27 protein-coding genes, 2 tRNA genes and 1 pseudogene are annotated in these 25,235 nt (G+C 67.3%); 12 read left to right on the top strand and 18 right to left on the bottom strand.

Features of this window, described 5'->3' with window-relative positions; translation table 11 throughout:
• Positions 1-2: 2 nt before the first annotated feature.
• The 4 genes from AC5FRZ_RS10010 to AC5FRZ_RS09995 form a co-directional block, all read right to left on the bottom strand.
• Positions 3-392, bottom strand: coding sequence for a 30S ribosomal protein S11 (locus AC5FRZ_RS10010; RefSeq protein ID WP_015763539.1), 390 nt, complete (start codon positions 390-392; stop codon positions 3-5).
• Positions 389-910, bottom strand: a complete 522-nt coding sequence (locus tag AC5FRZ_RS10005) for a 30S ribosomal protein S4 (RefSeq protein WP_153553667.1) — start codon at positions 908-910, stop codon at positions 389-391. The genes AC5FRZ_RS10010 and AC5FRZ_RS10005 overlap by 4 nt, the downstream gene beginning before the upstream one ends.
• Complete coding sequence (locus AC5FRZ_RS10000; protein ID WP_015763537.1) at positions 910-1,446, bottom strand: 30S ribosomal protein S13; 537 nt, start codon at positions 1,444-1,446, stop codon at positions 910-912. The genes AC5FRZ_RS10005 and AC5FRZ_RS10000 overlap by 1 nt, the downstream gene beginning before the upstream one ends.
• A gap of 21 nt (positions 1,447-1,467) precedes the next feature.
• Positions 1,468-1,552, bottom strand: a tRNA-Ser gene (locus AC5FRZ_RS09995).
• 153 nt (positions 1,553-1,705) lie between these two features.
• Between AC5FRZ_RS09995 and AC5FRZ_RS09990 the strand changes: the two genes are divergently transcribed.
• Positions 1,706-1,990: a hypothetical protein gene (locus AC5FRZ_RS09990; RefSeq protein WP_493564501.1), complete on the top strand. Its 285-nt coding sequence runs from the start codon at positions 1,706-1,708 to the stop codon at positions 1,988-1,990.
• 138 nt (positions 1,991-2,128) lie between these two features.
• Positions 2,129-3,184 (top strand): Mrp/NBP35 family ATP-binding protein, encoded by a 1,056-nt coding sequence (locus tag AC5FRZ_RS09985; protein WP_170094556.1) that lies wholly within the window; start codon positions 2,129-2,131, stop codon positions 3,182-3,184.
• A gap of 15 nt (positions 3,185-3,199) precedes the next feature.
• Here AC5FRZ_RS09985 and AC5FRZ_RS09980 read toward each other — a convergent pair whose 3' ends face one another.
• Positions 3,200-3,748 carry a YqaA family protein gene (locus AC5FRZ_RS09980; protein WP_240937036.1) on the bottom strand — a complete coding sequence of 183 codons (549 nt, stop codon included), beginning with the start codon at positions 3,746-3,748 and terminating at the stop codon, positions 3,200-3,202.
• Positions 3,749-3,756: 8 nt separating this feature from the next.
• Positions 3,757-4,185, bottom strand: coding sequence for a GtrA family protein (locus tag AC5FRZ_RS09975; protein WP_493564500.1), 429 nt, complete (start codon positions 4,183-4,185; stop codon positions 3,757-3,759).
• A gap of 308 nt (positions 4,186-4,493) precedes the next feature.
• Here AC5FRZ_RS09975 and AC5FRZ_RS09970 point away from each other — a divergent pair, with 308 nt between their 5' ends.
• Complete coding sequence (locus tag AC5FRZ_RS09970; protein ID WP_493564499.1) at positions 4,494-4,928, top strand: DUF7575 domain-containing protein; 435 nt, start codon at positions 4,494-4,496, stop codon at positions 4,926-4,928.
• Between the two features lie 89 nt (positions 4,929-5,017).
• Here AC5FRZ_RS09970 and AC5FRZ_RS09965 read toward each other — a convergent pair whose 3' ends face one another.
• The 5 genes from AC5FRZ_RS09965 to cofD all read right to left on the bottom strand — a co-directional run bounded on the left by AC5FRZ_RS09965 (position 5,018) and on the right by cofD (position 8,449).
• Positions 5,018-5,212, bottom strand: coding sequence for a 30S ribosomal protein S17e (locus AC5FRZ_RS09965; protein ID WP_018258376.1), 195 nt, complete (start codon positions 5,210-5,212; stop codon positions 5,018-5,020).
• A 72-nt stretch (positions 5,213-5,284) separates the two neighbouring features.
• Positions 5,285-5,863: a DUF447 domain-containing protein gene (locus AC5FRZ_RS09960; RefSeq protein ID WP_493564498.1), complete on the bottom strand. Its 579-nt coding sequence runs from the start codon at positions 5,861-5,863 to the stop codon at positions 5,285-5,287.
• The gene (locus tag AC5FRZ_RS09955; RefSeq protein WP_208625990.1) at positions 5,860-6,693 is read right to left on the bottom strand and encodes a triphosphoribosyl-dephospho-CoA synthase; all 834 of its coding nucleotides are present in this window, start codon (positions 6,691-6,693) and stop codon (positions 5,860-5,862) included. The genes AC5FRZ_RS09960 and AC5FRZ_RS09955 overlap by 4 nt, the downstream gene beginning before the upstream one ends.
• The gene (locus tag AC5FRZ_RS09950; protein ID WP_170095361.1) at positions 6,690-7,436 is read right to left on the bottom strand and encodes a tRNA-dihydrouridine synthase; all 747 of its coding nucleotides are present in this window, start codon (positions 7,434-7,436) and stop codon (positions 6,690-6,692) included. The genes AC5FRZ_RS09955 and AC5FRZ_RS09950 overlap by 4 nt, the downstream gene beginning before the upstream one ends.
• 20 nt (positions 7,437-7,456) lie before the next feature.
• Positions 7,457-8,449 carry a 2-phospho-L-lactate transferase gene (cofD, locus tag AC5FRZ_RS09945; RefSeq protein ID WP_372480748.1) on the bottom strand — a complete coding sequence of 331 codons (993 nt, stop codon included), beginning with the start codon at positions 8,447-8,449 and terminating at the stop codon, positions 7,457-7,459.
• Positions 8,450-8,582: 133 nt separating this feature from the next.
• Between cofD and AC5FRZ_RS09940 the strand changes: the two genes are divergently transcribed.
• The 4 genes from AC5FRZ_RS09940 to AC5FRZ_RS09925 are packed head-to-tail and all read left to right on the top strand — an operon-like array spanning position 8,583 to position 11,944.
• Complete coding sequence (locus AC5FRZ_RS09940; protein ID WP_170094550.1) at positions 8,583-9,134, top strand: protein-tyrosine phosphatase family protein; 552 nt, start codon at positions 8,583-8,585, stop codon at positions 9,132-9,134.
• 48 nt (positions 9,135-9,182) lie between these two features.
• A complete protein-coding gene (locus AC5FRZ_RS09935; protein ID WP_170094549.1) occupies positions 9,183-10,406 on the top strand; it encodes an HD domain-containing protein in 1,224 nt (407 codons plus the stop codon).
• Positions 10,407-10,427: 21 nt separating this feature from the next.
• Positions 10,428-11,465 carry an amidohydrolase family protein gene (locus AC5FRZ_RS09930; RefSeq protein WP_170094548.1) on the top strand — a complete coding sequence of 346 codons (1,038 nt, stop codon included), beginning with the start codon at positions 10,428-10,430 and terminating at the stop codon, positions 11,463-11,465.
• Between the two features lie 32 nt (positions 11,466-11,497).
• The gene (locus tag AC5FRZ_RS09925) at positions 11,498-11,944 is read left to right on the top strand and encodes a universal stress protein (protein ID WP_170094547.1); all 447 of its coding nucleotides are present in this window, start codon (positions 11,498-11,500) and stop codon (positions 11,942-11,944) included.
• A 146-nt stretch (positions 11,945-12,090) separates the two neighbouring features.
• Here the strand turns inward: AC5FRZ_RS09925 and AC5FRZ_RS09920 are convergent, their stop codons facing one another.
• The 3 genes from AC5FRZ_RS09920 to AC5FRZ_RS09910 all read right to left on the bottom strand — a co-directional run bounded on the left by AC5FRZ_RS09920 (position 12,091) and on the right by AC5FRZ_RS09910 (position 15,627).
• Positions 12,091-13,023, bottom strand: coding sequence for a biotin--[acetyl-CoA-carboxylase] ligase (locus AC5FRZ_RS09920; protein ID WP_493564497.1), 933 nt, complete (start codon positions 13,021-13,023; stop codon positions 12,091-12,093).
• A 70-nt stretch (positions 13,024-13,093) separates the two neighbouring features.
• Entirely contained in the window at positions 13,094-14,935 is a 1,842-nt protein-coding gene (locus tag AC5FRZ_RS09915) for an acetyl-CoA carboxylase biotin carboxylase subunit (protein ID WP_493564496.1), read from the bottom strand.
• A 56-nt stretch (positions 14,936-14,991) separates the two neighbouring features.
• Entirely contained in the window at positions 14,992-15,627 is a 636-nt protein-coding gene (locus AC5FRZ_RS09910) for an IS6 family transposase (RefSeq protein WP_493563755.1), read from the bottom strand.
• Between the two features lie 207 nt (positions 15,628-15,834).
• Here AC5FRZ_RS09910 and AC5FRZ_RS09905 point away from each other — a divergent pair, with 207 nt between their 5' ends.
• Entirely contained in the window at positions 15,835-17,022 is a 1,188-nt protein-coding gene (locus AC5FRZ_RS09905) for an ABC transporter substrate-binding protein (protein ID WP_170094544.1), read from the top strand.
• 15 nt (positions 17,023-17,037) lie between these two features.
• Here AC5FRZ_RS09905 and AC5FRZ_RS09900 read toward each other — a convergent pair whose 3' ends face one another.
• Positions 17,038-18,588, bottom strand: coding sequence for a carboxyl transferase domain-containing protein (locus AC5FRZ_RS09900; protein WP_170094543.1), 1,551 nt, complete (start codon positions 18,586-18,588; stop codon positions 17,038-17,040).
• Positions 18,589-18,825: 237 nt separating this feature from the next.
• Here AC5FRZ_RS09900 and AC5FRZ_RS09895 point away from each other — a divergent pair, with 237 nt between their 5' ends.
• The gene (locus AC5FRZ_RS09895) at positions 18,826-20,049 is read left to right on the top strand and encodes an FAD-dependent oxidoreductase (protein WP_493564495.1); all 1,224 of its coding nucleotides are present in this window, start codon (positions 18,826-18,828) and stop codon (positions 20,047-20,049) included.
• 156 nt (positions 20,050-20,205) lie between these two features.
• Positions 20,206-20,832, top strand: coding sequence for a uracil-DNA glycosylase family protein (locus tag AC5FRZ_RS09890; protein ID WP_493564494.1), 627 nt, complete (start codon positions 20,206-20,208; stop codon positions 20,830-20,832).
• A 13-nt stretch (positions 20,833-20,845) separates the two neighbouring features.
• Here AC5FRZ_RS09890 and AC5FRZ_RS09885 read toward each other — a convergent pair whose 3' ends face one another.
• Complete coding sequence (locus AC5FRZ_RS09885; protein WP_493564493.1) at positions 20,846-22,177, bottom strand: sodium-dependent transporter; 1,332 nt, start codon at positions 22,175-22,177, stop codon at positions 20,846-20,848.
• Positions 22,178-22,415: 238 nt separating this feature from the next.
• Here AC5FRZ_RS09885 and AC5FRZ_RS09880 point away from each other — a divergent pair, with 238 nt between their 5' ends.
• Together AC5FRZ_RS09880 and AC5FRZ_RS09875 are read left to right on the top strand one after the other, a co-directional pair.
• Positions 22,416-22,646 carry a hypothetical protein gene (locus AC5FRZ_RS09880; protein WP_170094539.1) on the top strand — a complete coding sequence of 77 codons (231 nt, stop codon included), beginning with the start codon at positions 22,416-22,418 and terminating at the stop codon, positions 22,644-22,646.
• Positions 22,647-22,781: 135 nt separating this feature from the next.
• A pseudogene (locus AC5FRZ_RS09875) lies at positions 22,782-23,591 on the top strand (HD domain-containing protein); the annotation flags it as partial.
• 694 nt (positions 23,592-24,285) lie between these two features.
• Here AC5FRZ_RS09875 and AC5FRZ_RS09870 read toward each other — a convergent pair.
• Positions 24,286-24,356, bottom strand: a tRNA-Gly gene (locus tag AC5FRZ_RS09870).
• Positions 24,357-24,474: 118 nt separating this feature from the next.
• Entirely contained in the window at positions 24,475-25,140 is a 666-nt protein-coding gene (locus AC5FRZ_RS09865) for a class I SAM-dependent methyltransferase (protein WP_493564492.1), read from the bottom strand.
• Between the last annotated feature and the right edge of the window lie 95 nt (positions 25,141-25,235).

Raw genomic sequence — 25,235 nt, 5'->3', positions numbered from 1 at the left:
GGTTAGAATCCGGCGTTCTTGGGACCGCGGGTCCCGTCGTGCGGGATCGGTGTGACGTCTTCGATGCGGCCGATCTCCAGGCCTGCACGGGCGAGTGCGCGGATCGTCGCCTGTGCGCCTGGGCCGGGGGACTTCTGCTGGTTCCCGCCGGGACCGCGCACGTTGACGTGGACGCCCTCGATGTTCTGGGCCTTGGCCTTCTCGGCGACGACTTCGGCCATCTGCATCGCGGCGTAGGGCGACGCTTCGTCGCGGTTCTGCTTGACGACCGTCCCACCGGAGGACTTGGCCAGCGTCTCGGCACCGGTCTGGTCCGTGATGGTGATGATCGTGTTGTTGAACGATGCGTACACGTGGGCGATGCCCCACTTGCTGTCTTCGGATTCACTCATTCTTGGGCCTCCGCTCGTTCTGGGTGGAGTTCGTCCGCGATCGGGCTGTGTTCGTCGAAGCCGACGTCGCCTTCGCTGTCGGACTCGACCTTCATGCCGGGTCGGGTGACGCGGGCGTCACCGAGGACGATGTGGCCGTGCGAGATGAACTGTCGGGCCTGCTCGGGCGTGTTCGCGTAGCCCTTGCGGTAGACGACAGTCTGGAGTCGGCGTTCGAGCACGTCGGTGACGTCCAGCGACAGCACGTCGTCGAGTGCGTCGGTCTCGTTGAGGACGCCCAGTCGCTTCAGTCGGGTGAGGAACTCGTCGGCTTCGAACCGGGAGCCCTCGCCCTCCGCTCGGCCTAGCAGCTTTCGGGCCTCGCGTCGGTAGCTACGGAGCTCGGACTGTGCGCGCCACAGTTCCTCCTTGTTCTTCAGGCCGTAGCGGCCGATGAGGTTCTGCTCGTCGGCGATGCGTTCACCCTGGTAGGGGTGGTTCGGCGTCTCGTAGAACTTGGTGTTGGATCCGAGTGCCATTATTCCTCACCGCCCTCGTCTTCCTCGGCGGCCGCTTCCTCGGCCTGTTCCTCCTTGATGGCCTCGACGTTGACACCGATGGTGCCCTCGGTTCGGCCGGTGGACTTCGTTCGCTGACCGCGGACCTTCTGGCCGCGCTTGTGGCGAACGCCCTTGTAGGAGTCGATCATCTGCATCCGGTTGACGTCGGCGCGACGCTGCATCTGCAGGTCGTTACCGATCTCGTGGGTCGTCTCACCGGAGTAGAAGTCGTTCTGGTGGTTCGTGAGCCATTCCGGGACCTCGTCAGCGTACCCCTCGACCTTCTCGACGACGGCCTCGATGTCCTCGTCGTCCAGCGCGCCAAAGAGCGCCTGGCGGTCGACACCGGCTTTCTCGGCGATGATGCGCGCTGCGCGCTTACCGATGCCGTTCATGTCTGTCAGGGAACGCTCGACGGACTTCGTACCGTCGAGGTCAGTCTGTCCGATACGGACGAAGTAGCGGAGTTCCTCCTCGTCCACGTCTTCGTCCAGTTCTGGTTCTTCTGCACTCATGTGTGGTTAGTCGGGTGTGAGCGTCGTGGCGGGGATTCGAACCCCGGAGGCTGTACGCCACAGAGTTAGCAACCCTGCGCCTTGGGCCAGGCTTGGCTACCACGACACGCGTTCATAGTACTCGCGCCCTCTCGACGAGGACTCGGGACGCCGCGCCCCTGCACGAGTCTACTCAGATTTCCACGCCGGGTGTACATAAACGCAACGAATCACCCGCCCCGTCGTCACCGATTTGCACGCCCCGGACGAACCGGTAGCTATGGCTCCGACAGTCGTCGATCCCGACGATCACCACCGCCTCGAAACCGAACTCGGTCGGTTCGCTCCCGACGTGGCCGAGCGATCCGACGGCACGCTGGTCGCGACGTTCGGCTCGACGGCACACTTCGCCGTCGAGCCGGACGGCACCGTCGACGCGGGGATGCCCCTGCACGACTTCGCCGGGCCGGCCGAACGACTCGCTTTCGACCACGAGGACGGCGTGATCGAGGTGACGTTCGAGACCGGCGACGACGCGGCCGTCTACACCTTTCGCCGTCCCTGATACTGCCGGCTGTACCTTCGTGACGAGCTTCGCCACCCCGGGGTGGCGAAATCGGTCACAGATGTACAGCCGGTCGTATGAACTGGGGCTGCTCCGTACGTCACAACCCTTATCGCCGGTCCCACGCGTAGCACGCGTATGGACGAACCTGCCGTACGCGAGCGCCTCCGCGAGGTCCACGATCCGGACCTCCGCGACGACATCGTGTCGCTCGGCCTGGTCAACGAGATCGAGATCGACGACGCGTCGATCGCCGTCGACCTCGCGCTGGGCGCGCCGTACTCGCCCAACGAGACCGCCATCGCGGCCGACGTGCGCGAGGCGCTCGACGACGCGGACCGGGAGATCGAGTTGACCGCCAACGTGGACCGCGGCATGGACGCAGAGGGCAACGTCTTGCCGGGCGTCAAAAACGTCATCGCCGTCGCTTCGGGGAAAGGCGGGGTCGGCAAGAGCACGCTCGCGGTCAACCTCGCCGTCGGCCTCTCGGAGCTCGGTGCCCACGTGGGGCTGTTCGACGCGGACGTGTACGGGCCGAACGTCCCCCGGATGCTCGACGCGGACCAGCACCCGCAGGCGACCGAGGACGACGAGATCATCCCGCCTGAGAAGTACGGGATCAAGCTCATGAGCATGGACTTCCTCGTCGGCGAGGACGACCCGGTCATCTGGCGCGGGCCGATGGTCGACAGCGTCCTCACACAGCTGTGGGAGGACGTGGTCTGGGGGAGCCTCGATTACATGGTGATCGACCTGCCGCCGGGCACCGGGGACACCCAGCTGACGATGCTCCAGAACATCCCCGTCACGGGCGCGACGATCGTCACGACCCCCCAGACCGTCGCGCTGGACGACGCCCGCAAGGGACTGGAGATGTTCGGCCGCCACGAGACCCCCGTCCTGGGACTCGTCGAGAACATGTCGACGTTCACCTGCCCGGACTGCGGTGGGCAACACGACATCTTCGACTCCGGCGGAGGCCGGGAGTTCTCCGAGGAGACCGACCTCCCCTTCCTCGGCGAGATCCCTCTGGACCCGGCGGTCCGAGAGGGCGGCGACGACGGCGAACCGATGGTACTGGACGAGGACAGCGAGACCGGCGAGGCGTTCCGCGAGTTCGTCCACCGCACCGCGATCAATCAGGGGATCGTCCACCGCAAACGCCACGCCGACCGCGTGGCCCCCGACCAGTAGACGGCGTCGGGTCGATCAGAACACCGCGGTCACGCCGCCGAGCAGTCCGAGCGTGACGACCAGCCGGCCCAGGCTCCCGAGGAACGTCGCCGCGGCGAACCGGACGTAGTCGCGTTCGAGGACCGCGAACGCGTAGATCGAGATCGTGTCGGGAAAGAACGGAACAGATAGGGCGATGGCGAGGCCGCCGTACCCGTACCGGCGAGCTAACTGAACGGAGCGCTTCTCAGACCACTCCAGTACGTCCCACCGCGAGCGGCGCAGCCACCGGACGATCGGCCCCGACTCTTTGACTCCCTGTCCGATGTGGAAGGCGAAGACGCTGCCGGCGGCCTTCCCGAACGCGCTGACTAGCATGATCGCACTCAGTCGCGCCCAGGGCGGGAGTCCGAGGTCGAGTGGCGCGGCCAAGACGACCTCGCTGGGGCCGGGGAGCGCGAACGCGATCAGGAACGAGTAGGTGAAGACGATCCCCATTCCGGGCCAGCCGGTCGCGGACTCGACGAGGGCTTCCGTGCCGGCCCACAGTGACTCGGCGAGCCCCGCCGTCGACAGGGCGAGCAGCGTCGGCGTCACGCTCCCCTCCAGGTCCAGCGCGCGTCGAGCACGTACCGATACACGCCGCTGACGAGGATCGCGACGGCGTTGGCCGGCAGGTGGGTCAGTGCGCTCCACTCGACGAGTCCGTACAGGAGCGCGAGTTGGATCGGGATCGCAGGCCCACGGACGACGTTGCTCTTGAGCAGTCCGTACAGATACTCCCCGACGCCGGTCTTCTGGGCACACCGGAAGGTCCAGGCGTTGTTGAGGACGTACGAGAGGACGATCGTCACTTCGATCGCGACGAGCGCCCCGAGCAGATAGTTCAGCGTGGCCACGTCGACGAAGAGCCACAGCAGGAGCATCTGGACGGTTGCCGCGACGATGCCGACGGCGACGAACCGTCGCAGTTGCGGTGCCAGCGGGCCACTGACGAGCGCGCGGAGAGAGGATCGAACCATCATCGATCGTTCCTCTCCAGCATACCGATCTCTACGAGCCGGTCGATCGCCCGGCGTCGTCCGCGTGGGGTTCGCGTGTCGCTGTGAGAGCGCGGTGTGACACCACGTCGACGCGGAGCGGCTCGGCCGAAGAGGGAAACGTCTCGCGAACGGTCCACCACTGTACTAATTGAACAGTTAGTAACCCGCTTTATTGTTTCGGTCTGCCAAATCGATACACCGCCGCAATACCCTCATCACTGGCCTGCGGTCCCGCTCTGCGAGTGATCGAGAGAAGGTTTATGGCTGACTAACGAGTAAGTCCGCGTATGGAACGATCGCAATCCCGAAAACGACCCTTGCTCGCCGCGTTGCTGGGCGCGATCGCGACGGGACTCGGTCACCTCTATCTCCGGCGGTGGCGTCGGGCCCTCGGGTGGCTCGTAGCGCTGTTCGCCGTGTCGGTCCTGTTCGTCGACCCCGCGGCCTTCGAAGCGGCGGGCCAGGGCAGCGTCGACCCGCTGGCACTCGCGCCGCTCCTGCTGGTCGCCACGCTCAGCGTCCTCGACGCGTACGCTCTCGCACACGTCCACAACGCGGTCGCTCGGGTGTCGGTCACCGACGACGGACGGCTCACGCACTGTCCGAACTGCGGTCGCGAACTCGATCCCGACATCGAGTTCTGTCACTGGTGTACCGCCGACGTTTCCGAGCTCGATGTCGTCGCGACGACCGACGGCGCGGGCTCCGAGTCGTCGGAGTGACACTGCCGGCTGTACGTCTGTAAATACTCCGTCCGAGAAGATCCAGTCGCGACTGTTCGGTCGTCGTGAGAGCAGAGAGAAGAGCCGCGTTACGCTTCGGCGGTCTGGGCGGACTGCTTGCGTGCGATGTAGCCGGCGATGCGGTTGCGAACGCCCTTGGACTCGATGTTGGTAAGCTCGGTGACGACGTCCTTGTTGTGCTCGAAGTCCGCACCGAAAGCGTCCGGATACCGTTCCATCAGGAGCGTCCCTGTCTTCTTGACGTAGGCGGGCTTGATTGCCATACGGCCACTTACCGGAGTGGCCCTCTAAAAGGATTCGGAACGACGGTCGGTTGGTGGGGTGTGACACGCCACTTATTCGCTGCCGACGCGCTCTCGGACGACGGCGAAGGCCTCGCGCTCGCGCTCGCCGCCACAGCGCTCGACGACGCTCTCGAAGTAGTCGATCCGATCGCGCAGCGTCTGGGTGTCGTACTCGGGCACGTCGAGCCGAGAGGCCGCGACAGTCGCCTCCACGACGGCGTAGTAGGCGCGGTTCGTCGTCGGAACGGTGCGGTGCTCGACCGCCGACTCGATCGGTGTGAGCGTCCACTCGACCCACTCGGTGCCCCCGTCGGTGCCACTCGCGCGTTCTTCGACTTCGACGCGGACCCACGCGTCAGCGCTCGAAAGGACCGGTTCGTCCTCCTCGCGGACCGTCATCGCGGCCTCGGCGAAGTCGACGGGGTCGGTGGTAAACTGGACGTACCCCTCGCCGCGCTCGCGGAAGTTCCGCCACGTCCGGGTTCGACCCCACGTGCGCGCGAAGACGACATCGTCACTCGCCGAGGCGTGCAGCCCCAGCGCGGCGACGTTCCAGCGGTCGTTGGGTCCCAGTGTCGTCACGACCGACTCGGTCACGCCGTCCAGATCGACGGGCCAGGACGCCGTCACACGGACAGCCCCCGTTCCAGCGCGACGAACAGCCCCCCGGCGATCAGGTCCGCCGTCGTTCCGGGGTTGATGTCTCGTTCGACGAGATCTGCTGCGAACTCGTCCACGTCGTCCTCGCCGTCGAGAACGGCCTGCGCTCGTCGCTGGACGGCCAGGGCCGTCTCTCGGTCCTGTCGCGTGCTCACGAAGGTGTCGGGTCGGGCCGCCAGCAGTTCGAGGAACACCGTCGCCGCGCGGTCAGCGACCGGCCCAGACGCGCTCTCGATGCGGTCGGCCGCGTCGAAGACGCGTTCGAAGCCGTCGGTCCACTCGGCGGCCACGTCGTCCACGTCGGCACTCCGTTCCATCACGTCCGCCAGCGTCAGCCCGCGGTCGCGCAGCGTCGGGACGGCGTCGGCTCCGCGGCGAACGTCCAGCGGTTCCATGCCCTCCGGGGGCTCGTCGACGGCCACGTCGACGTGTTCGAACGCGCGGTAGAAGCCCGCCGCGTCGTCGACGGTCGTCTCGGCGACGACCGCCCGCGCGTGCTCTCGCGAGAGCGCACCGCTGGCCGCCGTCGCGACCAGTGGCGTCACCACGAGGAGTGCGCCGAACTGCGTGTTGCCCCCGCGCTGCTGGGCCATCCCCTCGACTGCGTGCTCGAACGCGTCACCGATCGGGTCGCCTGCTGCTGCGCGCTCGAAGCCGGGTCGAGCACCGACCGCACCGGCGAGGAAGTGCTCGAATCGGAGGTCCTCGTACTCGTGTTCCCGGTCGACGTTGCCGGGCTTCGGCGTCCCGGCGACTTCGAGCAACAGCGCCAGCTCGGCGTTCTGGGCGGTCGTTCTCACGGCTTCGCCCCCGTCTGGAACCACTCGTGGGTCGCGTGCCGGACCGCCGCCAGCACGTCCGGGTCGTCGCTCGCCCGGCCGACGCTGACCGCGTCGGCACCGTACCGGAAGTACTCGTGGGCGCTCTCGGCGTCTCTGACCTCGTTGTTCGCGATCACGAACAGGCCGGTCGCGTCCGCGATCTCGCCGACGACGTGCTCGGAGTCCATCGCGTCGACGTGGACCGCGTCCGCGCCGGCCCGCTCCAGTTTCGCGGCGAGGGTCGGCAGGTCCACGCCGTCGACTTCCGCGCGGACTTTCACGCTGACGGTCGCACCGGTCGCGGTCGCCGCCTCGACCTGTCGACAGAGCTTCTCGGGCCTGTCGAGTAGGGCCTGCCCGGCTCCGGCCTCGCACATCTCCTCTTGCCGACAGTGGGCGTTGATCTCCAGGATCGCGTCGTGGTCCTGACAGCGGCCGGCGGCGTCCTCGATGGGCGCGAGCGCGGCGCTGCGAACGTTGACGCCGGCTCTGATCGGCAGTTCGTCCATCGCTCGCAGCTGCCGCTGGACGAAGGCCAGCGGGTCGGACGGCAGGAACTCCGAGCGGTCCCGTTCGACCATCGACCGGGCCGCGCGCCGGGTGGCGTCGTCCAGCGCGATCCCACCGAGGAAGGCACAGCCGGCGAAGGGACCGCCACCCTCGGCCCACTCGGCGTCCGAGCGGCCGCTGAGACTCGCCAGCGCGACGGGGGGATCGAACAGCGCCCCACCTCGATCCGAGTTCACGCCACTACCTCCAGTGCCTCGTCGACCGCGCGGGCGACGCGTTCGGCGTCCGCGTCGTCGTCGATTCGCGTGTCCGTTCTGACGGTCGGTCGGTCGAGCGTCGTCGGATCGTCCTCGTCGAGGACGAACGCGTCCGCGAACGGGTACGCGTCCGCGACACCGGCCGTACTGGCCTCGTACCCCGTCGCCGTCATGAGCGTCCCGGCGGGGCCGGAGAACACCTCCTCGCCGACGAACGGCGAGACGGCCACGACCGGCGTGCGTTCAAGCGCCGACTCGAACCCCGAGACGGCACGCATCGGGCCGATGCTCGTGACCGGGTTCGAGGGACCGATCACGACCGGCTCGGAAAGCGCTGCGTCGACCGCCGGTGTGGTCGTCGCCTCCTCGCGCCCGCGGAACTCGACGCGCTCGATCGCCGGATCGCCGCCGTTCGCGACCCACCACTCCTGGAAGTGCTGGACGCCGTCGGGCGTGTGGATCAGCGTCGCCACCGGATCGTCGCTCATCGGCACGAGCGTGCGGTCGAGCCCGAACGCGTCGGCGAGCGTCGCTGTCACCTCGGTCAGCGAGTGCCCCTCGTCGAGCAGGCTCGTCCGGGTCACGTGGACGGCCCGGTCGCGGTCGCCGATGTGCATGAACTCCGCGACGCCGGAGAAGCGCCGCCAGCGCCCGATCTCGCGGCCGCCAGTCTGTGCAGAGTCGGGGAGATATCGCGGCCCGCCCGCGAGGCCCGCCCGCTCGGCGAGTCGGTGCAGTTCGTCGTGTGTCTCGGCGGTATCGGTATCGATACCCCACCAGGTCTCGCGGTCGAGGACGCCGCCGTCGAGGAACAGCACCGTGTCCACGTCCGGACAGACCAGATGTCCACCCAGGACCACGTCGTCGCCGGTGTTGCCGACGACGGTCGTCGCTTCGGGCGGAAAGACGGCGTCGGCCCCGGCGAGCAGCTTCGGCGTTCCGGTGCCGCCGGAGAGAAACGTCACCATACCCCCTGTAGTGGGGACGGAGTTGATAAAACATCGTCTCTCACCGGGCGTCACGGGCCAGCCCGGCGGCGGATTTTCAACATTGAGAACCGAAGGGGTTGATTCAAGTCTCGGGGACCATCTAGGGAAGACAATGTCCGAATTCCGACGCCTGGACCGGGTCGACGCCCACCGGTTCGCTCCCGCTGGCCCCGACGAAGAGTACGTCTACGGTGCGTGTTGTCCCGGCTGGCACTCGACTGCGGCCCCCGACGACGCCGTCGAAGAGTGGATCGCGTTCATGCAGGAACGGGGCATCGAGCGCGTGCTCTGCCTGCTCTCGGGGACCCAGCTCGACCAGACGGAGGCCAGTACCGGCCGGTACGTCCGGGCTTTCGGCGGCGAGAACGTCGAACACGTCCCGATCGCCGACCACCACCTGGCCGACGCCGAGACGCTCGACGCGGAGATCCTGCCGTTCATCGAGGAGTCCGTCGAGGCCGAGAAGCCGGTCGTCGTACACTGTCTGGCCGGCATCGGCAGGACCGGCCACGTCCTCGCCGCCTGGCTCGTGTACGGTCGCGGGTACGATCCCGTCGACGCCATCGAGACGGTCGGCGAGCTGGGGCGATCACCCGGTGAGGCCGTCGACGCCGGACACGCCCGCCGCGGTGAGCTCCACGAGTTGCTCTCGACGTTTGCCTGACGCTGTCGGAACACACTCTTATTCACGGAGCCGACCAAGCGGCAACTGATGAACACGATCAAGGACAGCGTCCACGACCACATCGCCGTCGACGGCGTGGCCGAGGCGCTGCTGGACACGCCGCCCGTCCAGCGACTCCGCCGGATCGCCCAGCTCGGGACGGTGACGCTCGTCTACCCGTCGGCCAACCACACCCGCTTCGAACACTCCCTCGGCGTCTATCACCTCGCCGACGAGGCGCTTAGCCACCTCGGGATCGAGGGCCGGCAGGCCGAACGCGTCCGGGCGGCGGCGCTGTTGCACGACGTGGGCCACTCGCCGTACAGTCACAACGTCGAGGCGCTGGTCTACCGCGAGACGGGGAAGTACCACGACGACGTCCACGACCTGCTCGACCGCGGCGAGGTGGCACGAGTGCTGGCCGACCACGACCTCGACCACGACGCGGTCGCCGACCTCGTCGCCGGGGACGGCGAACTCGGACAGCTCGTCTCGGGGGAACTCGACGTGGATCGGATGGACTATCTCGTGCGGGACGCCCACCACACCGGCGTCCCCTACGGCACGATCGACCACGAGCGGCTGATCCGGGAGTTGCGTTTCGTCGACGGCGACCTCGTGCTGGACGAGGGCAACGTCCAGACCGCGGAGTCGCTGCTGTTGGCCCGTGCGCTGATGAACCCGACCGTCTACAGGCACCACGTCGCCCGGATCGCCAAGACGATGCTCCGGCGCGGGACCGAGCGGCTCCTCGAAGTCACCGACACCGACCCGGCCGAACTGCGCCGCTGGGACGACAGCGACCTGCTCGTCTCGCTGCGTCGGACCGACGCGACGGCGGGGTACGCACACCGTCTCACGGAGCGTCGCCTGTACAAGCGGGCGATCTGGGCCGAGATGAGGGCCGTGCCCGACGAACTGCTGGCGATGGATCACGCCGAGATCCGCGAGGAGGAGCGAGCGATCGCCGACGCGGCCAACGTCGACGCCGACGCCGTCCTCCTGGACGTACCCGGCGAACCGTCGATGCCCGAGTCGTCGAGTCGGGTCGTCGTCAACGGCGAGGTCCGCGGGCTGGGCGACCAGTCGACGCTGGTCACCGCCCTCCGAGCGGCCCAGCGAGATCAGTGGCGGCTGGGCGTCTACGCGCCCGAGGCCGTCGCCGACCGCGTGGGCGAGAGTGCGATCCGCGTGCTGGGGCTGGAACCCGACGGAGCGATGGTCCGGGACGCGCGGCCGGGCGTCCACGCGACACTCGACGAGTTCAACTGACCGGAGCCACCACGTGTTCCCATGAGCGACCAGACCATTCTCGCCGGCACGATCTTCCGCGGCCGCGAGTTCGAACCGATCGAGGGCCGCGTCGTGATCGAGGACGGCGAGATCGCGGCCGTCGAGGAAGCGACGGTCGACCCCTCCTCGTGGATCCTCCCGGCGTTCGTCAACGCCCACACCCACATCGGCGACTCCATCGCCAAGGAGGCCGGCGGCGGCCTCACGCTGGAAGAACTCGTCGCGCCGCCCGACGGTCTCAAGCACAGGCTGCTCAGACAGGCCAGCCGCGAGGCACTCGTCGACGCGATGTCCCGGACGATCTCGTTCATGCAGCGCGCGGGAACGGCCGCGTTCGTCGAGTTCCGCGAGGGCGGGGTCGACGGCGTCGCGGCGATCGAGGCGGCACTGCGGGACTCGCCGATCGACAGCGTCGTGCTCGGACGGGAGACGGTCGCGGCGATGGAGCGAAGCGACGGGTTCGGTGCGAGCGGGGCCGCCGACGGCGACTTCAGCCACGAACGGACCGCGACCGCCGAGGCGGGAAAACTGTTCGGCATCCACGCCGGGGAGGTCGACGCCAGCGACATCAACCCCGCGCTGGACCTCGATCCGGACTTTCTCGTCCACATGGTCCACGCCGAGGAGTTGCACCTCGACCGCGTGGCCGACAGCGAGGTCCCCGTCGTCGTCTGCCCTCGCTCGAACGTCGTGACGAACGTCGGCGTCCCGCCCGTCGCCGACCTCGTCGAGCGAACGACGGTCGCGCTGGGGACGGACAACGTGATGACCAACAGCCCGTCGATGTTCCGCGAGATGGCCTGGGCGGCGAAACTCGCCGACGTTCCGGCCGCCGAGGTCCTCCGGATGGCGACGGTCAACGGAGCCGAGATCGCGGGGCTGAACTGCGGGCTCGTCGCCGAGGGTCGCGACGCCGATCTGCTGGTGCTGGACGGGGACTCCGACAACCTCTCGGGCGCGCAGGACCCGGTCCGCGCGATCGTCCGGCGTGCCGGCGTCGACGACGTCGAACGCGTCCACTACGCAGGCAAGGCTTAAGCACCCACCCAGTGAACTGTTAACACGAGACAATGTACGACCGCGTGCTCCTGCCGACGGACGGCTCGGCCGGCATGGAGCGGGTCATCGAACACGCCGACGAGATCGCGCGACGACACGGTGCTGCGGTCGAGGTCGTCTACGTCGTCGACACCTCTCACATGACGACGATGCCGACCGGCGCTTCCGTCGAGGGGATTCGAGGCCTGCTCAGCGACGAAGGCGAGATGGCCATCGAGGCCGCAGAGCGGATCTGCTCGCCGGAGACCACCGTCGAACACACGATTCTCGAAGGGAACCCGGAACGGGAGATCGTCGCCCACGCGGCCGAGAGCGGTGCCGACCTGATCGTGATGGGCACCCACGGACGCGGCGGTATCGATCGGCTCCTGCTGGGCAGCGTCGCCGAACACGTGGTGCGGCGCTCGCCCGTCCCGGTCCTGACGGTCCACGTCGACGAGGCGCTGACCGCCGCCTGAAGCGCCAGTCTGGCAGGTCGAAGCGGGGTGGCGACGATCGCCGGACGCATCGCCGAGCAACCGTCTCATACTACCGGCTGTCAGTCTGTGACGCATTCTGCGATCCCGTGGTCGCGAATCGCTTGCAACAGTGACAGCCGGCAGTATCAGGCCGGCCGGAGGTGCTCGCAGTCGCCGGCCGTGATCGTCACCCGCTCTTCGCCCGTGTCGACGACCAGCGCGCCCGGAAAGGAGATGTCGACGGCCTCGCCCTCGACGGTGCCGCCGGGCGTCTCGACGCGAACCCGTTTGCCAAGCGTCGTCGCGTCCGCTCGCCACGCCGGCACGACCGCGTCGAGATCGCGACGGAGCGCGTCGAACTCCTCTAGGAGTCGCTGGGTGAACACGCGCCGATCGACCGGCCCGACCGCTTCCTGGACGCTCGTGGCGTCGGCCGCCGCCGGCAGCGCCGACGGGTCGACGTTGACGTTGATCCCCATCCCGACGACGACCCAGTCGACGCGGTCGGCCTCGCCCTCGACCTCGGTGAGGATGCCCGCCAGCTTGCGCTCGTCGTCGCCCACGACCACGTCGTTTGGCCACTTGATCCGTGCGTCGACGCCGGCCTCGCGGGCGGCGCGGGTGACGGCGACGGCCGCAGCCAGCGTGAAAGCCGGCGCGTGCGCGATGGGAACCTCCGGACGGAGCGCGAGCGAGAGCCAGACGCCGCCGCTGGGCGAGGCCCACGCCCTGTCGAGTCGGCCACGACCCCCGGTCTGCTCGTCGGCCAGGACCGCAACGTCGCCCTCGCCCTCCGCCGCACGCTCCCGTGCGCGGCGGTTCGTGCTGTCGATGCTGTCGTGGTACTCGATCTCGAAGGGCGCTTCGAGCCCGTACGCGACGGCGCTCGCGCCGAACTCGGGGACGGACACGAGTTCGTAGCCGTCGTCGCCGCTGTCGATCTCGAACCCCTCCTCTCGCAGCTGCTCGACGTGTTTCCAGATCGCCGCCCGCGAGACGTCGAGACGATCGGCCAGCGCCGGCCCGGTCACCGGCCCCTCGGAGAGCGCGTCGAGCACCTGCTCGCGTGTCGCTTGCATACGGAGCCCCTCGGCGGGAACGGCAAAAACGTCTCCGTCTGTCAGCGACCGCCGAACGCGACGCGAGCGGTCACCCGACGACGAACAGCAGGTCACCCATGTCGACGGACTCGCCCTCGTCGACGGCCACCTGGGTGACGGTGCCGCCGCGTTCGGCCACGATGTCGTTCTCCATCTTCATCGCTTCGAGCACGCAGACCACGTCGCCGGCTTCGACCTCGTCGCCTTCGTCGACGTTGACTTCGAGGATCGTGCCCTGCATCTCCGCAGTCACTTCGTCGCCCTCGGCGCTGGCTCCGCCGCCGTCGCCGCCCGAATCCGAGCCGCCACCGCCGGGCCGCTGGGGGCGGTCGCCGCCGTCGCCGCTCTCGATCTCACCGACCTCGATCGGTGGCGCGCCGCGTTCTTCCAGCTCCACGTCGAAGCGCTTGCCGTTGACCTCGACGGTGAACTCCCGTTCGGTCACCTCCTCGTCGTCCGCGTCGGTCGTCGTCTCGGTCCCCCACCGCTCCTGTGCGGCGTCGATGCGCTCGGGATCGAGCGTCTCGTCGAGGTACTTCGTCGTGTGCATGCCCTGGACGAACTCGTCGTCGGTGAGCATCAGCCGGTGGAAGGGGACGATCGTCGGGATTCCCTCGATGTCGTACTCGCCGAGCGCGCGCTTGCCCCGCTCGATGGCCTCCTCGCGGTCGCCCGCGTGGACGATGAGCTTCGCGATCATCGAGTCGTAGTCGGTCACCAGTTCGTCGCCCTGCCGCAACGCGTCGTCCATCCGGACGCCGACGCCGCCGGGCGGATCGTACGTTTCGAGGGTGCCCCCGGTCGCGGGTGCGAAGTCGTCGGCGGCGTTCTCCGCGTTGATCCGGAACTCGATGGCGTGGCCGTCGACCGCCACGTCGTCCTGGGCGAAGCCCAGTTCCTCGTCGGCGGCGACCCTGAGCTGCCACTTGACGATGTCGATCCCCGTGATCTCCTCGGTGACGCAGTGCTCGACCTGGATGCGCGTGTTCACTTCGAGGAAGTAGAAGTTCGCGTCGGGACCGAGCAGTTCGCCGGGCTCGCGGTCTTGCTCTTCGACGAGGAACTCGACGGTGCCGGCGTTGTAGTAGCCGGCTTCGGAGACGCCCCGGCGAGCGGCCTCCCCGATCCGTTCGCGGAGTTCGTCCGACAGGGCGGGACTGGGTCCCTCCTCGATGACCTTCTGGTGACGGCGCTGAAGCGAGCAGTCGCGCTCGCCCAGGTGGCGGACGTTGCCGTGGTGGTCCGCGATGATCTGGACCTCGATGTGGCGCGGATTTTCGAGGTAGCGTTCGAGGTAGACGGAGTCGTTCGAGAAGTACGCCTCGCCCTCGCGTTTGGCCGATTCGAGCTGGTCCTCGACTTCGTCGGGGCTCTCGACGATCTTCATGCCGCGGCCACCACCGCCGCCCTCGGCCTTGATCGCGATCGGATAGCCGTTCTCGTCGCCGAACTCGTGGACCTGTTCGGGGTCGGTCACCGGGTCGGTGGTCCCCGGGACGATGGGCACGTCGGCGGCCGACATGATCGTGCGGGCCTTCGTCTTCTCGCCAAGCGACTCCATCGAGTCGCTCTCGGGACCGACCCAGGTGATCCCATCGGTGGCCTCGACGCGGGCTGCGAAGTCGGCGTTCTCCGCGAGGAAGCCGTAGCCGGGGTGGATCGCGTCGGCGTCGGCCCGTCGGGCGGCGTCGACGATCGCCTCCTGATCGAGATAGGAGTCGGCCGCGCGGGCCGGGCCGACGTTGTACGCCTCGTCGGCGTATCTGACGTGGCCCGAGTGCTTGTCGGCTTCGGAGTAGACCGCGACGGTTTCGACCCCCAGTTCCTCGCAGGCCCGCATGACCCGAACCGCGATCTCGCCGCGGTTCGCAACGAGAACCTTGTCGAACATATCTCCCAGTACCGACGACCCCCTCATAAAACTATGCGGAGTTACACGGGTCGTGTTTAGTTTGGAGCATTGTGCCAGCTGGCGAAGGCTTGGAGCCAATTTTCGGCTGTCTCCGGTTCGACGTGACTGAAGCAGTTCGAAAACGACGAGGTTCGGCGCTTCAGTTCTCGGAAAATCCGTTCGACAGTATTCCGATTTCCGTGGCGAGATATTTGAAATCGCAGTCCTGAACGTTGTAGCGCAGTTTGGAGGTGTTGAGCGCCATCAACGAGAAATTCGGCAGTTTCGACATCGTGTTTCTGCCGGAGTTCGCGCAGGAAGATTTCGGTGAGGGCAGTCGTGGTAGTCGAAAAGAGACGAACGTGAAGCAGATCGTTTGTGGCGGGATCTGCGGCGGCGTACAGCCAAAATTGCTCGTCGTTGATCCGAATCACTGTTTCATCCACCGCAACTTGATTCGGAGATCGGCCAGATTCTGGCTGTAGATCGGCTTTCTGAACCCAATCGTGGATCGCCTTCCGACTGCGTTGGACACCCAAAGCTTCGAGCAAATCGACGGTATTCGACAGCGAGAGTCCCGCAAGATGGGACTGAATACCCAGCGCCATCGCCGGTTCGGGTGTCCGCTCACGCTCCATAAAATCCAAATCAATCCACTCTCTACTCCCACTGAGGCGGGTGATTTCTGGCATAGAGCACCAAGAAATTCTCCCGCCTCACTTTTCACGCTTAACTAAACACGACCGTTACACGTCTCTGACCGGCCGATCGATTGCCGATCCGGTCCACCGTTCCGTGTCGGCGGGGCACAGCCGCAGTGGTCGCTCCGGCAGCTCCGGCTATCACGTGAGATATTGGCGGGCGAATGTTTATCACGGTAACTGGGCGATGGTACGGTAATGTCTAGCGGAGTTCAGCAGTCTCGTGGTGGCACGTTCGAACTCGTCCACCACTACGTCGGGGGCGACGGCGAGGCCGCACTGCGAGCGATGATGGACGGGTTCGCCGACAGGCACAGCTCGATCTCGGTTCGGGAGACCCACTACGACAACATGCGCCTCCAGGTCAAGAGCCGGATTCTGGGCGAGGACCCACCGGACGTCTGGACTGGCTGGCCCGGCGGCGAGATGGCCGGCTACGCCGAAGTCGACGCCGTCAAGGACATCACCGACCTCTGGGAGGCCTCGGACATGGCTGCGAACTTCCGATCGGTCGCGGCCGACGTCGCACAGGTCGACGGCCGGTACCACGCGGTCCCGGTCACGATCCACCGGGCCAACGACATGTACCTCCACACCGAGACCGTCGAGGCGATCGGGATCGACCCCGCGCGAGCGTCGGACCCGACCGAACTCGTCGAGATGCTGGAAGCGGTCGCCGACGACCACGACGGACCGGCGCTCTTGCTCCCGATGGCCGACCCGTTCACCGTGCTGCAACTGTGGGAGATCACGCTCCTGGGACTGTCCGATCACGCCACCTTCGAGGCGATGACCGCGGGCAACGCGTCGCGTCACCGCGACGTGATCGTGAGCGCGCTCGAACACATCCAGCGCTTCGCGGCGCTGTCCAGCGAGGACTCGCTGTACGACGGGATGACCGACGCCAACGAGCAGTTCATCGACGGGGCTGCGCCGGTCTACCCGCAGGGCGACTGGGCGGCCGGCGTGTTCGACGAGACGCCGGACTTCGACTTCCAGTCCGAGTGGGACCGCGTCGCGTTCCCCGGAACGGAGAACATGTTCGCCGTCGTCATGGACTCGTTCATCCCGTCGTCGGAGTCAGACAGCGACGCGCTCGAGACGTTCCTCGAATACGTCGGCTCCTGTGACGGGCAGGAGCGGTTCAGCCGGAAGAAGGGGTCGCTACCGGCCCGGAAAGACGCCTCGATCGACGGTTTCACCGACTTCGGAAAGTCCCAGCACCAGCAACTCGACCGCTCGACCGAACAGCCCCAGACGATCACCCACGGCCTGAGCATGTCCTCGGCACAGCTCGTCGACCTGAAAGCGGCGATCGCGGGCTTCATCGACGAGTGGGACGCACAGGCGACGGCCGACGAGATGATCGGCGTCTTCGACCGCTGAGAAACGCCAGCGACCCTACAGCGGGATGTTGCCGTGCTTGCGTTCGGGCTGGTGCTTGCGCTTGTTTCGCAGTGTCTCCAGATCGTCGATCAGCCGTGGCCGCGTCTCCTGTGGTTCCAGCACGTCGTCGACGAACCCCCGCTCTGCTGCCGTGTAGGGGTTCGCGAAGGCGTCGCGGTACTCGTCGATCAGTTCCTGTCGACGGGCTTCGACGTCGTCGGCCGCCTCCAGTTCGTCGTCGTAGAGGACGTTCACCGCGCCCTGTGGCCCCATGACCGCGATCTCGGCGGTCGGCCAGGCGTAGTTCACGTCCGCGCCGATGTGCTTGGACGCCATCACGTCGTAGGCCCCGCCGTAGGCCTTCCGCGTGATGACGGTCAACAGCGGCACCGTCGCCTCGGAGTAGGCGTACAGCAGCTTCGCGCCGTGGTTGATGATCGCGTTGCGCTCCTGGTCCTTGCCGGGCATGAAGCCGGGCACGTCGACGAACGTACAGATCGGGATGTTGAACGAGTCACAGAACCGGACGAAGCGCGCGGCCTTCCGGGAGGCGTCGATGTCCAGCGTGCCGGCGTTGACGCGGGGCTGGTTGCCGACGACGCCGACGGCGTGGCCGTCCAGTCGGGCGAACCCCATCGTGATGTTCCGGGCGAACGCCTCGGCGACCTCGAAGTACGACCCCTCGTCGACGATCCCGTCGATGACTCGCGTCATGTCGTATGGCTGCTGGGGGGCTTCGGGAACCACGTCGACCAGCTCCTCGTCTCGGCGCTCGGGATCGTCCCAGGGATCGACGCGGGGCGGGTCCTCGACGTTGTTCTGCGGGAGATAGGAGAGCATGTACCGGATGTCATCCATCGCGGCCTTCTCGTCGGCCGCGGTCAGGTGGGCCACGCCGGACTCGCTGGCGTGAGTCTGGGCCCCGCCGAGTTCGTCGAAGCCGACCTCTTCGCCGGTGACCGTCTCGATCACGTCCGGTCCCGTGATGAACATGTGGCTGGTCTCCTCGACCATACAGACGAAGTCCGTGATCGACGGCGAGTACACCGCGCCGCCCGCACAGGGTCCCATGATCGCCGAGATCTGTGGGACGACGCCACTGGCCTGCTGATTCCGGTGGAAGATGTCGGCGTAACCCGCCAGCGAGTCGATGCCCTCCTGGATGCGCGCGCCGGCCGAGTCGTTGAGGCCGATGATCGGACAGCCGGTCTCGATGGCCTTGTCCATCACCTTACAGACCTTCTGGGCGAACGCCTCGCCCAGCGAGCCGCCGAAGACGGTGAAGTCGTGGGCGAAGACGAACACTTTCCGGCCGTCGACCTCGCCGTAGCCCGTCACGACGCCGTCGCCGGGGACGTGGTGTTCGTCCATGTCGAAGTTCGTCGAGCGGTGTTCGCGCAGCTGGTCGATCTCGACGAACGTGTCGTCGTCGAGGAAGTAGTCGATGCGCTCGCGGGCCGTGAGCTTCCCCTTCTCGTGTTGGGCCTCGATGCGGTCCTCGCCGCCGCCACGCTCTGCCTCGCGCTTGCGCTCGCGCAGGTCGTCGACGCGGTCCTCGTGGGTCACGCCGAACCACCCTCGGCTGTGCTGTGCATGACTGGCATAGACAGCGACGGCCGGAAAAACCTTTGCGGGAGGCGGGCCGTTCCCGTCCGGCGACGCGGTCGGGGAAGACAGACAGTCAGTGTCGCGCTGCCAGAGCAGGGCGACACCGCTGCCTGACGGCGACGCTGGGCCATCCAGAGCATCACCGGAGCCCGCTCTCGGCGGCAGGGTCATGTGCGTAGAGACCAACATCTAGTGATGACACGATCGACGACGGTCCTCGTGATCGGCGGCGGTGCGACGGGCGTCGGTATCGCACGCGACCTCGCGCTGCGCGGCGTCGACGTGACGCTGGCCGAACGCGGCGGCCTCGCGAGTGGCACCTCCGGGCGGTCACACGGGCTGCTCCACAGCGGCGCGCGCTACGCCGAGGCCGACCCGACGGGTGCCCGGGAGTGTATCGAGGAGAACCGCATCCTCCGGTCGATCGCCGGGGACTGCATTCGCGACACCGGCGGGCTGTTCGTCCAGCTAGCCGACGACGACCCCGACTACTTCGAGCGCAAGCGCGCGGCCTGCGAGGAACTGGGCATCGACACCGAGCTGCTGGACGCCACAGCGGCCCGCGACCTCGTTCCCGACCTCTCGGGAGCGGTCGAACGGGCGTTCCGGGTCCCCGACGCCGTCATCTACCCCTCGCGGCTGGTGGCGGCCAACGCCGCGGACGCGGCCGACCACGGGGCGTCGATCCACCCGAACGCACCACTGGAATCCGTGACGGTCGCGGACGGACGGGTCACGTCGGCTGACCTCGGCGGCACCGTCTCGGAGACGATCGAAGCGGACTTCCTCGTCAACGCCGCCGGTGCGTGGGCCGGCGAGGTCGCGGCCATGGCGGGTCTCGACGTGGAGATGGCCCCCTCACGGGGCGTGATGGTGGCCGTCGACTACGACCGGGTCGGCCCCGTCCTGAACCGATGTCGTGACCCGGACGACGGCGACATCGTCGTCCCTCACGAGCGCCAGGCCGTCCTGGGGACGACCAGCGTACCCGCCTCGGACCCGGACGACTACGAGCAGGCCGACTGGGAGATCGAGACCTGCATCGAGGAGTGTGCGGCGATGCTGCCCCCGGTCGCCGACGCCGAGATCGAGCGGACGTGGTGGGGCGTTCGCCCGCTGTACGCGCCCGACGAGGCAGAGTCCGAACGGCGCGGGATCTCACGTGGCTTCTTCCGCCTCGACCACGCCGAGGACGGCGTCGCGAACGCCGTCAGCGTCGTCGGCGGAAAGCTCACGACCTACCGGCAGATGGCCGAGGCGACGACCGATCTGGTCTGCGATCGGCTGGGGGTCGCGACAGACTGTACGACCGCCGAGGAGCCGCTGCCCGGTGCCGACGACCCGGGGACGCTGGACGAGTTCGTCGCCCGGTTCGACGGTCAGGGACCGACCGACTCGGACGTCGTCGCAGGCGACTGACGCGACCGGCTATCGATCTGTGGTGTGCTTCGCTGAGAATTGTGAACACCCCTCACTGAGACAGCCGGCGGTACGAACCGCTGGCAGGGTCCCGATCGATCGTGACACTCTGTGTGAACCGTCGGAGTAAAGTCCGTCTGTCGCCTCCCGTCTGCCGTGAGAAACGTTACGGATCGGCCGGCCAACCCCTTCGGCTTCGACCCCGGCTGTGAACAGTACGTCGCGGGGTACGGCGACGCCAACGCCCACTTCCACGTCGTCGGTGACCACCCCGGCGTCCACGGGGGCATCGACTCCGGCGTCCCCTTCACCGACTGCGAGGCCGGCGATCGGCTCCAGCGGGCGCTCGTCGACGCGGGCCTCCTGCTCGAAGCGGGGACGCCCCCGACCGTCGACAAGACCTACTTCTCGTATCTCCACATGTGCGTCGCCGACGGAACGCCGAGCGAGCGCTCCTACGACGACCTGGAGCCGCTGTTCGACTCCGAACTGCGAGCGATTACGGCCCACGTCTTGCTCCCGGTCGGCGAGCGAGCCACGCGCCACGTCTTCTCGATCGCGACCTCGGAAGCCACCGACGACATCGACATGGACGAGCGCCACGCCACGGAGGTCGCCGGAGCCGGGTGGCTCGTCTACCCGATCAAAGAACCCACGGCGTGGGACACAGACGACGAAGAACGACTCGTTCGGGCACTCGAAGCACTGCTGGCCTCGGACTACCGCCGCGAGGCCGACCTCGGGCGATTCCTCCCGAACGACGATCCGTATCTGGTGCGCTGAGCGGCGGTCGGCCCTATACCGGCGGGACGATCGCGCCCTCGACGAACAGCGTCCGCAGCCCGAGCACGAGCGTCGCGGCGACGCCAGCGACGACGACGATCCGGACCGTCCAGAGCCACGTCGGCCCGAACCAGTCCATCCCGGACATCCCCTGTCGGATCTCCGTGAGCGCCTCGTCGCCGAGCACCCAGCCGACGAACAGCATCGCGAACAGCACCGACACCGGCAACAGGAGCTGGTACGCGAGGTTGTCGAACCACGTGAGCCACGCCGTGTCCCAGGCCGACGGGAGCCCGAGGACGAACAGCCCGACCCCGAGTCCGGCTGCCAGCGGCACGCGTCCCACGTCGTAGTTGTCGGTCGCCCAGGACACCGACACTTCGAGGAGGCTGATCGCCGAGGAGAGCGCGGCGATCAGGACGACACCGAAGAAGACCACGCCGAGGAGCCGACCAGCCGGTAGTTCGGCGAACCCGCTCGCCATCGCGATGAAGATGGCGGACGGACCGCTGGTCGCCGGATCGATCCCGTTGGCGAAGAGGACCGGGAAGACGACGAGCCCGGCGAGGACGCCGATGAGCGTGTTGGTCCCGACGATGATCCCGCCGTCGACGGCGAGGTTGTCGTCGTTGCCGACGTACGAGGAGAAGGTGACCATGATCGCCATCCCGAGCGACAGCGTGAAGAACGCCTGGCTGACGGCGAAGGGAATCGCCGTGCTGGCGTTCGCCAGCAGCGTGTCGAGGTCCGGCGAGAGGAAGTACTCGTAGCCCGCGGCCCCGCCCTCCAGCGTGAGCGCCCAGACCGCCATCGCGAGCATGAGGAGGACGATGCTCGGAACCATCACCTTCGTCGCCTTCTCGATGCCGTCCTCGACGCCCAGCGCGACGATGCCGACGACGACCAGCACGAACAGCGCCTGGGCCGCGATCGCTTCCGGTCCCGCCGAGACGGCACCGAAGTACTCGGCCGGCGCGTCGAAGTAGGCACCAGTCGCGCTGCCGACGATGTAGCGCATGACCCAGCCGCCGACGACGTTGTAGTACGAGAGGATCCAGAACCCCGTCGCGACGCCGAGTGCGCCGACGATGCGCCACTGCCGGTGTCCGAGTTCACCGAAGGCGTCGATCGCGTTCAGGCGCGTCCGCCGACCGAGGACAAACTCCCCCAGCAACGCCGGGAACCCGATCGCGACGACGGCGATCAGATAGAAGACGAGGAAGCTCGACCCGCCGTTGGCTCCCGTCTTGAACGGGAACTGCCAGATGTTTCCGAGCCCGACCGCGCTCCCGATCGCGGCTACCAGAAATCCGATTCGTGTCGTCCACGTTGCTCGTTCGGCCATACTTACTGACCGGGTTCACGATGGAGTGATATAACGCCTGTGAAACCTATCATATATGTATCCATATCTGAAGGTGTTGGACTGTCAGCAGTTCAATAGGGCTAATATAGCAGCTTCGAAATGAAAAGAGAGCGTCAACTATCTCGTCGTCACGCCTACTCTCGCTCGCAGTCGGGTGGTTTCGATCCGCCGTCGGCCGTGACGTACACTTATAACCCGAGCGCCCGACGTATCGAGTATGCAAACTCGCCTCAAACGGGTCTTCCGACGGTCGAAGTACGCGGCAACTGGTGCGGCACTCGGCGCGGCGGTCGGTGCCGTCTTCAGCAGGAACGCCGCGAGTACCGGCGGCGCGCTCGGCGGGTTGCTCGGCGCGACGATCGCCCAGCAACGCGACTCGGTCGACAACGTCGTCGGCGAGATCAAAGAGAAGAGAGCGCCCGAACGACTGGCCGACGAGACGGAGTGAGACCGCTGGCTGTCAGTTCCTGAACGACCGTACTGCCGATCGTACCGGCCGTCCGTAGCGCGCACGCCTCGTCGTGTCGACGACGCGGCGCGGGTAAGCGAGACTTTTTCTCGCTCCCTCGTCAACTGCTGTGATATGAGCAACGACGAGTCGCTCGATACCCGCGGCCGGCGGTACGATCCCGACGCCGACCACGCGTTCCCCGACGAGCGCGTGAACGACGTGCTGGCCGCGATCGAGTCGGACACCGAGATCCAGGCGTACCTGGAGGCACAGAACGTCAACCCGGTCACTCGCAAGCGCTACAACGACCACGGCGCGAAGCACATCTCGATCGTTCGCAACCGGGCGCTGTGCCTCTACGACCTGCTCAAGCGCGGCGGCATCGAGTTCAACGGTGCCAGCGAACAGGGCCTGGAGGAGGCCGACGAAGCCGTCATCATCGCGCTGGCCGCGACCCTGCACGACATCGGCCACGTCGTCCACCGGGACGACCACCCCTACTACTCGATCCCGCTCGCGGCCGACCTCCTCGACGACTTCCTGCCGGCCTACTACGACACGGAGGCTGCAGTACGGGTGAAAGGTGAGGTGTTGCACGCGATCCTCTGTCACCACACCGAGGAAGATCCGCTGACGCTGGAGGCCGGCGTCGTCAGAGTCGCCGACGCGCTGGACATGGAGAGCGGGCGCTCGCGCATCCCGTACAACTACGGCGGCCGCGGCATCAACACGGTGTCGAGTCAGGCGATTAAGCGCGTCTTTCTGCAGGATGGCGACGACAAACCGGTCCTCGTCGAGATCGAGATGTCGAACGCCGCGGGCGTCTACCAGGTCGACAACCTCCTGAAGGCGAAGCTCCAGGGCTCCGGGCTGGAATCTCACGTCCGGATCGTCGCGCTCAACGTCCGCGAGGACGAGGACCAGCTGGTCGAGCGGATCGAGCCAGCCGCTCGCAGCCGACGGTCCCGTGGACCCTTACCGCCCCGTCACGTCGGGCTTACCGAGCGTACCCGGTGCATGAATTTATGCGGGCACCGTCAACGCTCGCGCATGAACGGCGTTCGCATGCCGGACCTGTCCGCCGACGCCCGCGACCGATCGGACGGACCGCACGGGTCGGTGTCGGGACGGGTCCAGGGCCTCCTCGAATACCTCCGAGGTCGAGTCCTGACGCTGCTGGTCCGCGATCGGTCGACGGACGACGCCGGGCGTCGGCGACTCGACCGGGACGGCGGGTCGACTGTCCCGGAACTGGATCGGTTCCCCGAGCGGGCACGGCCGCTCACCCACCCCGACCGTGAACTCGACGGCCTCAACACGCCGGACGTGGTCGGGATCGAGACCGACGACGGACTCCGGCTTTCGCTGCCGAACAACCCAGACGCGACCCTCGTCTCGGACGTGTGGGTGACGATCGAGGAGTGACGCCGCTCTTTTCGCTCGCAGACGTTCTTCGCAGAAATGCGTTCGCGTCTTCGAGGTTCTCGCAATCACTCGAACCTCGCTATGCGGCGACCGGGATTTGAACCAGATCGAGACGGTTGTGCTCGCTCACTTCGTTCGCTGCGCGCACTGCGACTCGTAGGGTTCAAATCTTACTGCCGATTTCGCTCGTCACGTCTGTTCCTCGCAGAAATGCGGCGACCGGGATTTGAACCCGGGCCATGAGCTTGGAAGGCTCAGGTCCTACCACTAGACCACCGCCGCTCACTTCGTTTGCGCTGGGGTTCGCAACGCGTCGCGTTACGCACCGCCAGACTCGTGACGACGGAACGTCTCCACGGTGCGCCCCGCCGCCACTCATCCCCCAATAGCTGGTGCTGTTTTAAGGGCGTTTCCCTTCGGGACGCACGACGGCGTAGCAGTTCCCACTCGAAATCTCCAGTGACTCCAGCGCGAGGTCGCTGGCGGCAACGTCGCGCTCGAACTCGGCGGGTGCGTAGATGTGATAGAACCGTGGCACCGTTCGACCGCCCGGTAACGTCCAGTCGACGGTGGTGTCGAAGCCGCGCTCGGCGTCGGCGCTCGCGTCGAAGCGGTCGTGTGCCGTCGACCAGGCGCTGACCAGTGCGCGCCCGTCGGGCCCGAGGACCCGTGCGAGTTCGTCGAGGCTGTCACGCCGGTCTGCCCGCTGGGGGAGGTGGTGGATCGTGGCGACGTAGACCGCGAGGTCGGCACAGTCGTCGGCCAGTGGCAGCGTCGCCGCGTCGCTCTGGAGCAGCGTCGTGGCGGGACAGGCCCCGAGGCGGTCGCTCGCGGCCGCCAGCAGTTCGCGGCTGGCGTCGAGCCCCACCACGCGGTCGGCGTGGTCTGCCAGCAGTTCGGCGTGTCGGCCGTTGCCACAGCCGACATCGAGCGCGACTCCGCCCCGGCACCGATCCTCGACGAAGGACTCGACCTCCGGCCAGGCGTACTCGCGGGTCTTCGAGAAGTGGCTCCCGATCGTCTCGTAGGTCTCGCGGACGTCCGCTCGCGAGGGGCCGTCGGACATACCGATCCCTGCGCGCGCTGGCGCATAGTGGCTTCGCTCTCGGTCACGCACGCAGAGAGAATCCCCGATCCCACTGAGGTCCGGCCCCGGCGGCC

This window comes from Halomicrobium sp. HArcht1-1, assembly GCF_058933285.1.
Note: the sequence above shows the minus strand (reverse complement) of the source record. Positions and strands in the feature narration are given on the sequence as shown.